The following is a 15,427-nucleotide window of genomic DNA, read 5'->3' as shown; positions in this document are numbered from 1 at the left end:
ATATAATTATTAAAAATAAACATTCAATTAAATATAGACATTCAAATTCAGATTTTTTTGAAAAAATAACTATTTTCACAAATTTAAGCTCAATTTCAGACTCTATTATTCCTTAGAATAAGCCCCCCTTAGAATAAACTCCGAATCTTATATCCAGAATATTATATCCAGTTTTTTTAGGTATATTTTTAATTGATTTCATTTTCTTTAAAGGGGATTTTTTAATTTTATGAATATGTAAAAAACTGAAAAATATAGATTAATAAACTAAAAATAAAAAAATAAAAAAAATAAGGTAAGGGTCTTGTTAAGGCCTCACATTCCTTTTAAGCTTTGATCCATCATTTTTTTGGTTTCAGCAGCCAGTTCTGGTGGAAGGCCAGCTATATCAATGCTCAGGAATCCTCTGACAATCATGGATGCTGCTTCTTCTTCACTTAGACCTCGGGACATGAGGTAAAGCACTTCTTCTTCATCAATTTTACCTACAGCCGCCTCGTGAGATAATTCCAGTTCCGTGGAGGAACCTTCCAGTTCCGGTACAGCGTATATCATTGAATCGTCTGATAAAACCAGTCCATGACATTCCAGGTGGCCCTTAACATTCTTGGCCCTTCCTGCCAAGTGTCCTCTGGCATAAATCTGTGACTGATCTTTGGAAACAGACCGGGAGATCATCTCAGTGCTGCAACCCTCACCTTCTAATATAACCCGTGAACCCATATCCAGGACTGACTCCTTCTGACCACCCAATATAGATTGGAAAACAACCTTAGAATTGTTACCGGTACAGTAGGCAGTTGGATAAGATTGTATGCTCCTGACAGGGCTGGTGAGGATGTAATTACTGATGTAAGTTGAATCATCTCCTACCATTACACCAGTACGGGGGCGTACATCCACCTGTTCTGCCCAGTTGTGCACCATGGTGAAAGTGATTTTAGCGCCCTTTTTGAGGTAGAATTCGGAAACTCCTACGTGTAAAGCAGAGGTAACATCTTCTCCTGTTGCACATCCGGTTATGATGTGTAATTCAGAGTTTTCTTCGGCAATGATAATGTTGTGTGCAGTTTGCATAACCTTTTCATCACCAATAAACATGCAAGCCTGGAGTGGGAATACCTCTTTAGAGCCGGGCAGGGATCGAATAAAATATCCTCCACTACCACCCTGTTCTCTTTCTCGTAAAGCTGTTTGTGCGGTGTATTTATCACTATCAACTGCTACAGCTTTCCACATGTAATCCTTTAACCAGCCATATTTATCCAGAGCCACATTCATACCCATTATTTCCACAGACTCGGAAGCACAAGTAGTACATACTCCGCTTTGATCTACCTGGACGAATGTACCTGATCTTTCCTCTTCATTGGGATCTACTCCCACCTTCAGGAGGGTCTCCTTTACCTTTTTGGGAACTTCGCTTGCTCGGGAAACCTGTTCATGTTCACCAGCTTCCTCTTTGATGAACTTTTCCAGGTCAATATCTTCACCATAGAGTGCTTTTTTTTCTTTAGCTTTCTCGGCACGCTTTACTGTATCTTGCAACATTCCACACACCCGTGAAATCCTTCTTTTCTTATATCTTCAATAATCTCAGCTGGGTTTCCTGAACAGGCAATTTTACCATCCATAAGCACGTGAGCAGTGTCTGCAGCCACGAAATTAAGGATGTAACCCAGATGAGTTATTAAAAGCCCTGATTTTTCCCGAAGACCTGGTTTTTTGCCCTTATCCAGGAGAGTATTGATCTCCTCAGCTATGAGCTCTACATTTTCAATATCCACACCAGAATCTGGTTCGTCAAACATTATAAAGTCAGGTTCCTGGGCTAATAATTGTAATATCTCCGATCGTTTGACTTCTCCTCCGGAAAAACCAAGGTTAACATCTCTTTCCAAAAACTTCTCATCGAACTTGAGTTTACGAACCAGATCCATCATTTCAGGACTGAGCTCTTTATCAGCATCCTTTTCACCGTGTTCGATTTTTAAAAGATCACCAAGTCGCACTCCTCTGATAGAGGGGGGGTTCTGGAAACTAACTCCAAATCCTTTTTTTACCCTTTCAGTAGTTGAAAGATTGGTTATGTCTTCTCCTTTGAAGATTATCTCTCCCCTGGTTATGTTGTACTTAGGAAAACCCAGTAAGGACATAAAAAGAGTACTTTTACCAGCCCCATTAGGTCCTAGTAGTACGTGTGTTTCTCCTTTATCTATATACAGGTCTACGTCAGTGAGAATTTCTTTTCCACTTACTTCAACTGCCAGATCAGTTATTTCCAGTAGCAGTTTAACCACCACCATTTTTTTGGTTTTATTGTTTGTATTAAAGATGGAATTTATGGATGTGATATAACACACCTTATATTTTATATGAACTTTTTCCTTATAATAGTATAAGAAATATCATTTGGAAAAATTAGGCGTTATCTCTATTGAAAACCAATAAATTAATATTAAAAACCAGTAATTGAAAGTTTAACAAGATGTGAATTCAATTGGAACTTTTAAAAGATAAATTAACTTGTATAATTTGTATTTAATTGAAATTAGTTTTAAATTGATAACTGAGCAAAAATTAAAACTCAAGTAATATGTATAATATGGTAAACCCCGATTTAATTTCATATATCTTTAATAGGGCTACTCTAAGACAATATTAAAAAACCTAATTTTGTTATTCCACTATATAAATTTTTCGAATTAGTTTTTGAAGTAACCTTTATAATAACTATTCCTATATGCATATAATGTACAATAATATGGTACACCGACAAAGCAAGGAGGAAAGCCAATGGCTGAGGATGATGTTAAGATCGTGATGTTTTGTTGTAACTGGTGCTCCTATGGTGGAGCAGACACTGCAGGAACCGCAAGGATGCAGTATCCTCCAAATGTGCGGGTCATCCGGGTAATGTGCTCGGGAAGAATTGAACCTCAATTTATATTCAAGGCCTTCAGAGAAGGTGCTGATGGGGTCATTGTGGCCGGCTGTCACCATGGAGACTGCCACTACGACGCAGGAAACTACAAATTAGACCGTAGAATGAGATTAATCTACAAATTAGCAGATGGATTGGGAATCGGAAGAGAGAGGATTCACCATGACTGGATATCTGCATCAGAAGGGGAAAAATTCGCAGACACTGTTACCATGATGGTAAATCGTATAACTGCTCTGGGCCCATCCCCTCTCAAGGCACAGCTAGAAGCTCCAGAAGAATCAGAAATGGAGGCCTAACATGGCAGACAAAGTTAAACTAGGAAACGTTTGGCTCAGCGTATGTTCTGGATGTGAACTGTCCATTGCCGACATACACGAAGCCATAGTAGACGTTCTGGGATTAGCAGATTTCGAATTCATGCCAGTTCTAATGGACGTCAAATACGATGAATGGACCGACGTAGATGTTGCCATAGTTACCGGAGGTATTTGTAACGATGAGAACCGGGAACTGGCACTAAAAGTACGGGAAAAAGCAAAAGTTGTTATAGCTTACGGAACTTGTGCTGCATACGGGGGAGTCTTCGGATTAAGAAATCTCCACAACGTGGAAGATCTTGAACAAGAAGCTTACGTAAATTCAGAAAGTACCTATAACGAGGCTGGAATCATACCTCGTGAAGGAGTACCTCAACTGGAAAGCAGGCAAAGACCTCTAACCGATGTCATCGACGTGGATTTAGTCTTACCTGGCTGCCCACCACGCTCTGATCTGGTGGCACAAATCGTTATGGCTCTCTTAAAAGGAGAAGAATTACCTGAAATACCAACAACTAACCTTTGTGAAGTTTGTCCAAGGGAAAAACCGCCGGAAGGAATGGCCATGGACAAAATCATTCGTCAGTTCGAACTGGGAGAACCAGATCCAGAACTGTGCTTGGTACCCCAGGGTTTAGTATGCATGGGACCCGCAACTATTTCCATCTGTGGTGCTGAATGCCCTACCATAGGTATCAGGTGCCAGGGATGTTATGGACCTACCTTCAATGTAGCGGACCAGGGTGCTAAAATGATCAGTGCCATCGGTTCTGACTTTGGTGTGGAACGCGATAAAACTGTGGACCCTGAAGAAGTGGCCAATGAACTGGATGATATTGTTGGAACTTTCTATACCTACACACTCCCAGCGGCTTTAGTGCCTGCTAAGGTGAAAAAGGAGGGTAAATAAATGGTTACACTGAAAATGGAACCTGTGACCAGGATTGAAGGTCACGCCAAAATCACAGTGGACCTGGATGATGCAGGAAACGTCCAGGACACCAAACTCCACGTTATGGAATTCCGTGGATTTGAAAAATTCCTGCAGGGAAGAAACATCGAAGAAGTACCACGATTGGTACCTCGAATATGCGGTATCTGTGATGTACAGCACCACCTGGCTGCAGCCAAAGCTGTGGATGCCTGTTTCGGATTCGCTCCCGATGAAATTCTCCCAACTGCCTACAAGATGAGAGAGATCATGAGCTGGGGTTCTGTAATGCACTCCCACGCTCTGCACTTCTATTTCCTGGCAGCTCCGGATTTCATAGCTGGGAAAGACAGGAAAACCAGGAACGTATTCCAAATAGTTAAAGATGCTCCTGAAGCAGCCTTACAGGCTATTGAGCTTCGAAAAAATGCTTTAGATATTATTAAAGCCACAGGTGGACGACCTATACACCCAACTTCCTCCACTCCTGGTGGTATTTCTACCAGTCTGGATGATGAAACTCAGAAAGACCTTCTAAAGAAGGCTCAGAGGAACGTGGAATTATCTGTAGCCACCCTTGAACTGGCTAAACCAATTTTCGAAGAAAACCTGGACCTGGTGAAAACCTTAGGTTACGTGGAAACCTACCACACTGGATTGGTTAACAACGGCGTATGGGACATGTACAATGGTAATGTCCGGATGAAAGACAAAGAAGGAAACCAGTACGCTGAATTTGCCCCATCCGATTACTTGGACTACATTGGTGAAAAAGTTAAACCATATTCCTGGTTAAAATTCCCATACATCAAAGATCTGGGATATCCTGATGGAATATACCGTGTGGCTCCTCTATCAAGGCTTAACGTGGTTGATAAAATGCCTGACGTCGCACCACTAGCGCAGGAAGCATTGAACGAATTCAGAGGCCTCTTTGGATACGCTCAGGAACCATTACTCTTCCACTGGGCTCGACTCATAGAGTTACTCGCAGCCTCAGAATGTGCAGCTGATGCACTGGAAGGAGATTTATCTGGACAGAAATTCCCAGATGCTCTGGAAAGAACTGCTGGTGAAGGTGTAGGTATTGTGGAAGCATCTCGAGGAACACTAACCCACCACTACGCTTGTGACGAAAACGGACTAGTTACCAAAGCCAACATTGTAGTCGCAACCATCCAGAACAACCCTGCTATGGAAATGGGTATCCAGAAAGTTGCCCAAGACTACATAAAACCAGGAGTAGAAGTAGACGATAAGATCTTCAACCTCATGGAAATGGTAATAAGGGCCTACGACCCATGTCTATCCTGTGCAACCCACGAAATCGACAGTCAAATGAGACTTGCCACCCTTGAAGTGTACGACAGCGAAGGTCATCTCGTTAAGAGAATTTAAATATTTCTAAAAGGGTGAATAAAGATGATAGTGGTTAACAAGGAAGACTGCATTCGATGTGGGGCCTGCCAGGGTACCTGTCCAACTGCAGCCATCACTGTATCTCCAGAAGACGTTATTTACTGTGACGTTTGTGGAGGAGCACCTAAATGTGTGGATATCTGTCCTACCGGTGCTCTTAAAACTGATGAGCTAGCTATTGACGAATCTGGCAACACCCAGACTAGGGTTACCTTCAACCCCAAACTCTGTAATGAGTGCGGTGACTGTGTAGAAGTCTGCCCACCCCAGATCCTCAAACTAGAGGCAGGTAAAGTGCAGACCATACCTCTACAGGGCTACTGTGTTATGTGCCAGCAGTGCGCAAACATTTGCCCAGTAGAAGTCATTGGAGTGGAAGGAGTCAAAGAACCTAAAAAGATGGACTTAGACATCACAGGTCCTATTTACATTGTTGACTGTGTTGGATGTGGTATGTGTGTGGATGAATGTCCCGTGGATGCCATCACACTCTCTGAAGTGGGAGAAAGCATAGTCATTGATGAGGACACCTGTATCAAATGTGGAGTCTGTTCACAGACCTGCCCATGGAATGCGGTGTTTATATCTGGTAAAAAACCAGAAAAACGAACCAAAGAACTCAACAAGTTCGAAGTGGACGAAGATACCTGTATTGGCTGTAATGTTTGTGTAGAAGCCTGTCCTGGCGACTTCATAGAACCCAAAGCCTCTTCATTAACAGTGGAACTACCGGAAATTTGTACCTACTGTGGACTATGTGAGAACTTGTGTCCCGTGGATGCCATTGACCTGGATGTTAAACTGGGACCAGCTAAACCTGCTTCTGAAGAAGGATTAGTATGGGATGAATCCAAATGTGAATATGTTGGAGCATGTGCCCGTATCTGCCCAACTGAAGCTATTAGGGTGGTTACTAACACCGGAATGGAAGTTCCCGGAGACATTGAAGTCAGTGGAGAACCTTCATTGGCTATGTGTACTCGTTGTGGAGCATGCACCATTGCTTGCCCAGAAGGAGCACTTCAACTGGTGGAAATGGACAAAGTCATTGATGGTGAAGTTGTAAAACGGAATAGAGTACAGTTCAGTCCTGATAAGTGTAATGAGTGCGGTGACTGTGTGGAAGTATGTCCATATAACATGCTGAAACTAACCCCCGACGAAAAGGTACCACTTAAAGGATTCTGTATACTCTGTGACCAGTGTATAACAGCCTGTCCACACGAAGCATTTTCCCTTAAATAGGTTCAAAAACGTCTAAACAAAACAAATTTTGGTGGAGAATATCCACCCCTCTTTTTTATTTTAGTTCTATACTCCATTTTCTAGATTACTCTAAGATCCAGCTATTTTTAAGAGTAAGATGAATTTAAAAAATTCTAAGATCCAGCTATTTTAAATAAGATGAATTTAAAGGTTGTTTTTAGGATAGATAATTAAAAAGAAGTATAATAGATACACTTTTTAAAAAATAGTTATTAATTTTCTGTGTTAATTTTGTATTCTATTTAACTAATCCCTTTTCATCCACTTCCACGAAAATACTATGTTTATCCAGGTCTAATTCAACTATTTGTCCTTCTACAGTCATTCCCTGGTTCAAAATATCCACCATTTCTATTCTGTCCCCATAAATTTTCATGTGAATCACATCATCCATGAGTTTAATCCCTTTGGTATCGTAAACAGTTGATTCGCACATTTTTTCACCTATTTTTTTTTCTTACCTAATTTTTCTTATATTTTTTAATTACTGTATATCCTTTTAATATTCACTGTATCTGGATAAACAAACTTTCCCTGATTTTTTAATATTTCTCCATCTTGCATAACCAGTTTACCCCGCACCATGGTCATAACCGGCAATCCCTGAACATGAAAACCTTCAAATGGAGAATACTTGGCTTTAGACTGGAAACTAGCAGGATCAATAACACTTTCTTTCTTCAAATCCACCACAACCAGATCAGCATCCATTCCCTCTCTTATGAAACCTTTATGGGGGATATTGAATATTTTTGCAGGGGTTTCACACAATAATCGTTTAATATCTCCAAGGGCTATTTTTCCCTGGTTTAACTGGGTTAACAGCAGGGGAAGAACGGTTTCTAACCCGGGAATACCGGGAGGAGCATTCCAAACATCCTTTTTCTTTTCATCGAGGGTGTGAGGGGCATGATCAGTGCCTATAATGTCAATATAATTTAGATCATTAACCTGCAACCGGTTTTCATTATCACGTAGGGGAGGGTTGGTTTTGGTCCGATTACCATATGTTTTCAGGCAACCCGAATCCAGAAATAAATGATGGGGAGTAATTTCAGATGTTATTTTTGATCCAGCCTTTTTGGCCTCATTGATGAGTTTTAGAGATTTTCTGGTGCTCACATGGCAAAAATGTATTTTTTGGTCGAACTTATTTCCCAGTGAAATAGCTGAGACAACTGCTTCAATTTCTGCCTGGGGAGGACGAGCTTCAGCATATAGTTCCGGACTGGATCCCTTCATTTTCATCTCGTGGGTGCACTGATTAACCACTTGTGGATCTTCAGCATGTAATGAGATCAGATGATCTCCGGAAACCCCATTTATCTTGCTGAAAGCATCCATTAAAAAGTCATCATCCACCAGATCCATGAAGATCTTAAAAGACGCAGGCCGTAATTTGGCAAGTTTTCCCATATTGGATAGATCGGCAACACCTGCATGTAGGCCAAAGTCCACCAGACTCTTCCGACTTGCGATCCCCATTTTTTCCCTGAAGTCCTGGGGGGTGTTCGTGGGTGGAATTGTGTTGGGCATGTCCATTACGGTGGTAAAACCCCCAGCAGCTGCAGCAGCACTACCTGTGGAAAAATCTTCCTTAATGGTGAGTCCAGGGTCTCTGAAATGAACATGAGCATCAATAAGTCCCGGAAGAATCAGTTTACCTCTAAGATCAATTGTTTCATGGGCCTTTGATGGTAATTTTTTAATAGAAACTATCTTCTCATTGTTAATTCCCAAACAAACCTCTTCAGCACCTATTTCCAGTTTACAGTTGGTTATACACAAATCCAGCATACATAACGCCTATCCTTTTAAATAATGGGGTAACATTAGAGTTATCGTCTGAAATTACTCCAAATTTGATTGATAATTAAGTGGGGATTCAACAGGGGATATAATAGGAGTATTTACTATATTTTACCCCCAAATCTTTAACTGGTAAAAATTTCCTTCCAAGATTTAGGGTTAGTCAGTTCATTGATATCAGCCATATTCTATGATCTGTAAGGATAATCATATAACCATAATGATAACAATAAGTTTAATGTGGGTACCATGTCTTCCAGGGAAACTTTAGTTAAAGAAATTATTGCCAGAGATAGGAAACAGTTTCTGGAAGATGTGAGGTTACAACCTCCATATAAAGAGTCTGAGTCTAAAGAGTTTGAATCAGATCCAGGCACTAAAATATTAGCCGATTTCACAGAATACAACCCCTTGCACAAAGGTCATTTGCACTGCCTTTTGGAGGCCAAAAAAAAGGTTCCAGAGGGAATATTCGTTGCAGTAGTCCCTGGACTATTTGAACGTAGTGGAAGAGGATTACCCTACATCATGACCAGACAGGCACGTGCAGAAGCAGCAATTGCGGTTGGTGCTGATATTGTGGTTGAAGGTCCCCCTATGGGTATAATGGGATCTGGACAGTACTCCCTCTGCCTTGCCAAGACATTCCAGGCCCTGGACGCGGATTACATCCCCCGAGGATACAAGAGAGATCCGGAATTTGAAATTCTACTGGGTAAAATAAGTAAGGGAAGAGGCATTGCTCCCAAACCCTACCGCATGGTGGACATGGAAAATGGGGAAGTCTTATTAAAAGGACGGCTCAATGAGGATAACTACGTCATTGTATCCCTATCAAAATCTTTAACTAAAATTGGCTTCAACTTCCAGGATAAATTTATATTCGTACCTCGCCTGGAAGGTATAAGTGGTACCATAATTCGGGAAGCAGTTGTTTCCGGAGTGCTGGAATCTGCAGAGGAAATGTTACCTCCCTCAACCATTAATATCCTAAAAGTAGAGATAGAAAAGGGTAGAGCACCACTGCACCAGTTTAGGGATGAAGAAACTATCCTGCATGTAGCCAACAACGCCACAGTTCCTGATCTCAAATCCCTCAGCCTACTCGATGAGCGCACCATTGAAAACATAATTGACAAAAGGCCATTTAATACAGTAAACAAAATAAAAAGTTGTATTGCACGTGGTTTCAGCAGACACCACACACAAAGGGTTTTGTCATCATTAGAGGCGCGGATTGATACGGACACTATGCACAAGTATATTGAGAATTACCCCTCAACCATACGCATATTAAACTATAAAAATAAAGAAGTGCTAAGAGAATTTAAAAAGAGAATATCACACAGGAGGCTAGAGATATGCCAGTGAATAATGGAGACTTTATAAAGCTTGAATACACCGGAAAGATTATAGAAACCGGTGAAATCTTTGACACAACTCATGAAGAAATTGCAGAGGAAAATGGAATACACTCAGATAAGAAAACCTACGGACCCCTATCTATAATTGTGGGTGGAGGTCATGTCCTTAAAGGCATGGAATCCGAACTGGTGGACATGGAAGCAGGTGAAGAAAAAACCATCCAGTTAACTCCTGAAGAAGCATTCGGGGAACGTGACCCTCAATTAATCCAGTTAGTGCCCATGTCCGAGTTCAAAAAACAGGGCATAAAACCACAAGTGGGAATGGCTATAACTTCAGAAGGAAACACTGGTATCATAAGGAGTGTCAGTGGAGGCCGCGTAAGACTGGACTTTAACCACGAGCTGGCTGGTAAAAACCTGGAATACCAGGTCAAAGTAGTGGAGATCATTGAAGATGAAACTGAAAAAGTCAAAAGTATGATCGACCTGCATTACCCTCAACCCAACCTGGATGCTGAAAAACACCAGGTGACAATTGAAGATGATAAAGTGGTCATTGCCATGGATGAAATGGCTAAATTTGACCAGCGCCCCTACATGGATATAACCATGGCCAGGTTCCGCATAGCACGGGACATCCAGGAAAACATGGACATTGCTACAGTAGAATTCGTGGACTCATTCACCCGCAAGGAAGAAGTAGAAGAGTCTACTGAAGAAACTTCTACTGAAGAAGTTCCTACAGAAGAAGTTCCAGAAAAACTAACTGAAGAAGAGACCAAAGAAGAATAAACATATTTCTTTTATATCTTCTTTTTTATTATTTTTTTTTCACTCAAAAAATTTCTATTATTTCTAACTTGAAATCGTTACCCTATTTTCAGTTTTATTTTATAATAATATAATAAAATGATATTCTATCAATTAAATGTTTAACTTCGTTTAAATAAAATTTAGAAAAATAAAGAAAAAATCTACTGAGTGTTACATTCTTCAGTAGAACCACTAAACTGTACTATTTAAGGTACTATTTAAGGCCAGGTCAGAACCTTAGGTGTTCGAACAGTCCCCACTCTATCTCGAACCATATCGGGCCAGTTTTCCTTATCAAAACCTTTCTGTGCCAGGAAACCGAAAAGCCATCTGGTTATTCCAATACCTGTACAGCCAGTCCATAGTGTATGGTTGTGGGTTTCTTTAATGGAGAATCCTTCGGTGAAGTGGGTTCCGTGGACGTTGGCTGAAACTGCTGCTACTCCTTTATCAGCACCGGGCACTACAACACGCATCTCATATTTAGGGACGTCAGGGAATTCTATGCCTCTTTCTTCCACCTTCCGACCTTCCAGGTAGAATGGATCATCACCAATTTCAGTGTACCACTCCAGCTCCATTTTGTTGGCCAGTTCCTGTGATATCTCTAGGGTAGCGTCACGAATCTCCTCCACCTGATCCGGTGTACCTAACCAGACTAGTTCAATCCTCTGGAACTCATGCACACGGTCCAAACCCTTGGCTCCACCAGCCTCCCAACGATAGGTCCACCCACTCTTATCAAAGAGTCTTATGGGCAGTTCCTTCTCATCCAGAACTTCGTGACTGAAGAACTCATAGAATGGTTCGCACTGGGCCGGGGCTAGAACATAGGAAGGATCCTTCAAACCATCTTTCAGGCGATCAATGGGAACTTCCTTTTTTATTAAAAGCTCATTTTTGAACTTTTTAAACAATTCCGGGTCACGACGGGGTGCACTGCAGTAATACATTCCCTCTGGAAGCCCTTCCAGGTAACGCATTTTGTTCATCACTGGGATGGGTATCAGTTTGGGCCACATGCACTCGAAAAACTCCAGTTTTTCCACCAGAACCTCCATGAAAATATCCTCAATGGCACGCTGCAGGGCAATGAACTTGGGTCCGTAGAACCACTGTCCCTTACCAGGGAACTTCTTAACCCAACCCTGTTTTGCAGCTTCTTCGGTGGGGTCTCCTTCAAAAAATACTGGAAACTTGGGGCTGCGCCCTATTATGGTTCCGGGTTCGATTTTAGTGACCTGACGTGTTAAAATATCATCAGCATCTTCATCTAAGTCTTCAGTAGAAATTCTCTCAGTCTCTGAGATAATGTGTTTAACCACCCGGTCCACTACGTGTTTTCTTAGATCTCCTTCTTCCAGTTGATGGAATTGGATGACCATTTTCCCATCCTGGAATGTAGCTTTATCCACGTAGGGCATCTCGCTGACGTCAACCATTTCAGGGGATGGAATCTCAATCTGGTAATCCTTAACAGTTATTTTCCGAACACCAATATGGTACCGGGGCCCTAAAAGCTGTGTGAGGGGTTTTTTCATCCGTAAAAGTGCGTCATGTGCTCTTCCCCGTCTACCGGAGACTATTTTCAGATAGATGGTGTTACCTTCCAGGTTCCACTCTACAATCTGGGAAGCATCATCTTTTTGATCCGGTGCAACTCCCTTCAGGAACAGGTCATTATTAGCTTGCTGAATGAAGCTGGCAATGTTATCTAATGCTTCATCAGCATCTTTACTGAGTAAAACTTCTCCTTCTAGTGTGAATTTCATTTTATAACATCCTTCAAGTTATAATGGGGTTAATACTCTTACTAAACTTCAAATTCTTACTAAACTTCTTTATTATTTATTTAAATTTCCAATACCTTTTCAACCAGCATCTCCGAGAATATAAGGTCATCGGCAGTGGAGATAATGGTCTTAAGTGATTTTCCTTTTAAAGTACAGACCAATGAATCATGGTTCTGACGCGACTCTAAAAAACCAATGTTATCCGGTAGCAAGGATTTGAAAGCAATTTCTGCCTGTTTATCGTTCTGATAGCAGAAGGTGATATTGGCTTTGATCTTCATGATTTAACCTTCATTATAAACTTAACCAGCTTACATCCTAATCTTTATAAGAATACCTATCTTCAATTATTAAGAATACCTATTTGCAATTATAAGAATACTTTCTGCAATTATATTACAAAGAATGTATTGTTTCTGTTAACTCCTATCGATATTTAATTAGAGGGATAATGATTTAAAATATTTTCTGCAATTATCCTAATCGACTGAAGAGCTGCCGAATCAGGATAATCTATTATAGGCTGACCTTCCATATCTGCCCTGACAACCAGATCATCCCGGGGGATGCTGCCTAACACATCCACATCCATTTCTTTAAGTTTTTCTTCCACAAACTTTTCCTCAGCCTCACTGGCGACCTTATTAATCACTGCCACCACGTTCCGGATACCTATATCTGTGGCCAGTTTTTTTATCCGGCTGGCTGTCTCTAGGGATTTTAGGCCAGGTTCTGCTACAATGATCATAATATCCACTGCCTCTGCAGTACGCCTTCCCAAGTGTTCTATTCCTGCTTCCATGTCTAAAATTACCATTTCATCTTTTTTAATAATCAGATTTCGCAAAATGGCCTTTAACATCACTGATGCCGGGCATACGCATCCATCCCCACCCTTATCAACCGTGCCCATAATCAGTATTTTAAGACGACCTTCAGGGTCATAATCGGTTGAAAGAGACTCTGGAAGATCAGATATGGTTGGATTCATCTTAAACACCTCTCCAAATGATGATCCAGGTTCTGCACCAGTTCTTTCCTTAATGAGATCTTTCATTTTGGATAGGGGTGTTATTGATTTGTGTATCCCTAGACTGCCGGCCAGGTTCATGTCAGGATCGGCATCAATGGCGTATACTTTATATTTTTTTGATAAAATAACTGCCAGAGTACTTGCCAGTGTGGTTTTGCCCACCCCTCCCTTTCCAGTTACTGCGATTTTCATAATTTCCACCATTTTAAGAGAAAATGAACAGGATAATTTATATTTCTACTAAAAACTTATGTAAAGCTATCTATGTGAATTTAATATTAATAAATTCTTGGAAAATGAATCATTTCAAAAAAGTGAATCTAATTCCTAAACTAATTTTCAAAAAAAGAATAAAAAAAAGAAAAGGGGGTTTTTTATATTTTAAAACGGCAATGATGCGTATCTGTTATATATAGTTGCTGTTGCTGTGTTCCAGCTGTTTATAGTACCAAAGGTATTACTTGAACTGGAAGCATCTGCTGTGTACCATTGACCATTGACATATACTTCTGACCATACATGACCGTACCAGCTGCCACTTGAGAAACGACAGTAACCATGCACGTAACGTGTGGGGATGTTTTTCGCTCTTAGAAGAGCTATTAACAGGTGTGAAGTATCAACACAGTTCCCTGTTCCGGCATTCAGTGTTCCAACTGCACCATACTTGGTGTTATAGTAAAAGGAATAACCAATATTATCCCTTACCCAGTTGAATATTAGCACGGCTTGTTCGTAAGGTGTACTGGCACTGGCAGTGATACTGTTGGCCAGAGCTATGATCTGTGCGTTATCAGACTGACAATTAGAAGTCGCTGTAAGATATACATAATACTCGGCGGGTATACTGTAAACCACTGTAATCCAAGGTTTTACACTGATGGAACTAGGCAATGCACCTTTTGTTTTGTAAGAATCCAGTACTTGGCTGAACATGTAAATCTGAGTCTCGTAACCGAGATATCCCAGACCCACCACTCCACAAGATGGTGCCACTTTATTAGTTACCATGTAACTAGCTATTCTGCTGGCAAAGTCCACATACTCCGATAAACTAATTGAACCACTGCTCATACTCTCGGAACTTGAGGAAGGTAGATTGTAGTTCTCCAATGTTATTGGATTGTAGTTTTTACTGTTAATCTGTGCAGTAGCCTTAGTAGCTAGATATAGGAACTGGGCAATGCTGATCTTTACCCCTGCAACATTAGCGGTTGCAGGTAAGTATTTATAAAGGTCCACGTTGTTTTTGACACCAGTTGCTGTCTCTGCAATTTGATCTATGGTAAATGTGACGTTAATTCCAGTAGTTGGTATGTTGAAAGTTGACCAAGTTTTAACAACTATATTGGATGGTAGTACCTTGTTTGTCTTGTAGTAACTGAGTATTCTACTGTAAATGTAGATCTGGGACTTGTAACCAACTTGTCCAATATTTGCATTTCCATAACTGGGTGCTATTTTGTTACTGTTCATATACTCAACTATTCGCTGAGCAAAGTCCACATAGTCCCCTTTGAATAGAAGTTCGGTGGTTAGTTGTTCTGTGCTGGTGGTTGGTAGTGTGTATTGGCCTACGTTTATGGTTGTTGTGGTTGGTTTTCCGTTGTTTAGTAGTGTGGTTGCTGTTGTGGCTAGGTATAGGAATTGTGCCATGTTTAGTTTGGTTGTTCCTATGGTTACTGTTGTGGGTAGTGTTTTGTTGGTTTCTATGTAGTTTTGGACTGTTTGT

General features: G+C 40.9%; 14 protein-coding genes. 6 read left to right on the top strand and 8 right to left on the bottom strand.

Annotated elements, in window-relative coordinates:
- Positions 1–315: 315 nt before the first annotated feature.
- Together HY987_RS07925 and sufC are read right to left on the bottom strand one after the other, a co-directional pair.
- Positions 316–1,551 (bottom strand): SufD family Fe-S cluster assembly protein, encoded by a 1,236-nt coding sequence (locus tag HY987_RS07925; RefSeq protein WP_292757342.1) that lies wholly within the window; start codon positions 1,549–1,551, stop codon positions 316–318.
- The gene (gene sufC / locus HY987_RS07920) at positions 1,533–2,291 is read right to left on the bottom strand and encodes a Fe-S cluster assembly ATPase SufC (RefSeq protein ID WP_292757547.1); all 759 of its coding nucleotides are present in this window, start codon (positions 2,289–2,291) and stop codon (positions 1,533–1,535) included. Before sufC ends, HY987_RS07925 begins: the two co-directional genes overlap by 19 nt.
- A 505-nt stretch (positions 2,292–2,796) precedes the next feature.
- On the opposite strand from sufC, the gene HY987_RS07915 reads away from it, so the two are divergent.
- From HY987_RS07915 to HY987_RS07900, 4 genes are read left to right on the top strand one after another with little or no spacing between them, the layout of a single operon-like run.
- Complete coding sequence (locus HY987_RS07915; RefSeq protein ID WP_292757340.1) at positions 2,797–3,243, top strand: hydrogenase iron-sulfur subunit; 447 nt, start codon at positions 2,797–2,799, stop codon at positions 3,241–3,243.
- A 1-nt stretch (position 3,244) separates the two neighbouring features.
- Positions 3,245–4,174 carry a F420-nonreducing hydrogenase gene (locus HY987_RS07910; RefSeq protein WP_292757338.1) on the top strand — a complete coding sequence of 310 codons (930 nt, stop codon included), beginning with the start codon at positions 3,245–3,247 and terminating at the stop codon, positions 4,172–4,174.
- Positions 4,175–5,593, top strand: a complete 1,419-nt coding sequence (gene mvhA / locus HY987_RS07905) for a F420-non-reducing hydrogenase subunit MvhA (protein ID WP_292757336.1) — start codon at positions 4,175–4,177, stop codon at positions 5,591–5,593.
- 24 nt (positions 5,594–5,617) lie between these two features.
- Positions 5,618–6,859 carry a 4Fe-4S binding protein gene (locus tag HY987_RS07900; protein ID WP_292757334.1) on the top strand — a complete coding sequence of 414 codons (1,242 nt, stop codon included), beginning with the start codon at positions 5,618–5,620 and terminating at the stop codon, positions 6,857–6,859.
- Between the two features lie 259 nt (positions 6,860–7,118).
- Here the strand turns inward: HY987_RS07900 and HY987_RS07895 are convergent, their stop codons facing one another.
- Both HY987_RS07895 and HY987_RS07890 read right to left on the bottom strand, forming a co-directional pair.
- Positions 7,119–7,316, bottom strand: a complete 198-nt coding sequence (locus HY987_RS07895) for a CooT family nickel-binding protein (protein WP_292757332.1) — start codon at positions 7,314–7,316, stop codon at positions 7,119–7,121.
- 44 nt (positions 7,317–7,360) lie between these two features.
- Positions 7,361–8,677, bottom strand: a complete 1,317-nt coding sequence (locus HY987_RS07890) for a dihydroorotase family protein (protein ID WP_292757330.1) — start codon at positions 8,675–8,677, stop codon at positions 7,361–7,363.
- Positions 8,678–8,938: 261 nt separating this feature from the next.
- On the opposite strand from HY987_RS07890, the gene HY987_RS07885 reads away from it, so the two are divergent.
- On the top strand, positions 8,939–10,060 hold the full coding sequence (locus HY987_RS07885; protein ID WP_292757328.1) for a nucleotidyltransferase family protein: 1,122 nt from the start codon (positions 8,939–8,941) through the stop codon (positions 10,058–10,060).
- Positions 10,051–10,848, top strand: a complete 798-nt coding sequence (locus HY987_RS07880) for a peptidylprolyl isomerase (protein ID WP_292757326.1) — start codon at positions 10,051–10,053, stop codon at positions 10,846–10,848. Before HY987_RS07885 ends, HY987_RS07880 begins: the two co-directional genes overlap by 10 nt.
- Positions 10,849–11,087: 239 nt before the next feature.
- Here the strand turns inward: HY987_RS07880 and serS are convergent, their stop codons facing one another.
- The 4 genes from serS to HY987_RS07860 all read right to left on the bottom strand — a co-directional run.
- A complete protein-coding gene (serS, locus tag HY987_RS07875; RefSeq protein ID WP_292757324.1) occupies positions 11,088–12,641 on the bottom strand; it encodes a serine--tRNA ligase in 1,554 nt (517 codons plus the stop codon).
- Between the two features lie 80 nt (positions 12,642–12,721).
- Positions 12,722–12,943 (bottom strand): KEOPS complex subunit Pcc1, encoded by a 222-nt coding sequence (locus tag HY987_RS07870; protein ID WP_292757322.1) that lies wholly within the window; start codon positions 12,941–12,943, stop codon positions 12,722–12,724.
- A gap of 155 nt (positions 12,944–13,098) precedes the next feature.
- Positions 13,099–13,887, bottom strand: coding sequence for an AAA family ATPase (locus HY987_RS07865; protein WP_292757320.1), 789 nt, complete (start codon positions 13,885–13,887; stop codon positions 13,099–13,101).
- A gap of 189 nt (positions 13,888–14,076) precedes the next feature.
- A partial coding sequence (locus HY987_RS07860) for a transglutaminase family protein (protein ID WP_292757319.1) occupies positions 14,077–15,427 on the bottom strand: 1,351 nt, incomplete at its 5' end.

It is taken from the genome of Methanobacterium sp., assembly GCF_016217785.1.
Classification (GTDB): Archaea; Methanobacteriota; Methanobacteria; order Methanobacteriales; family Methanobacteriaceae; genus Methanobacterium.
This window is presented reverse-complemented; position numbering and strand designations above follow the sequence as displayed.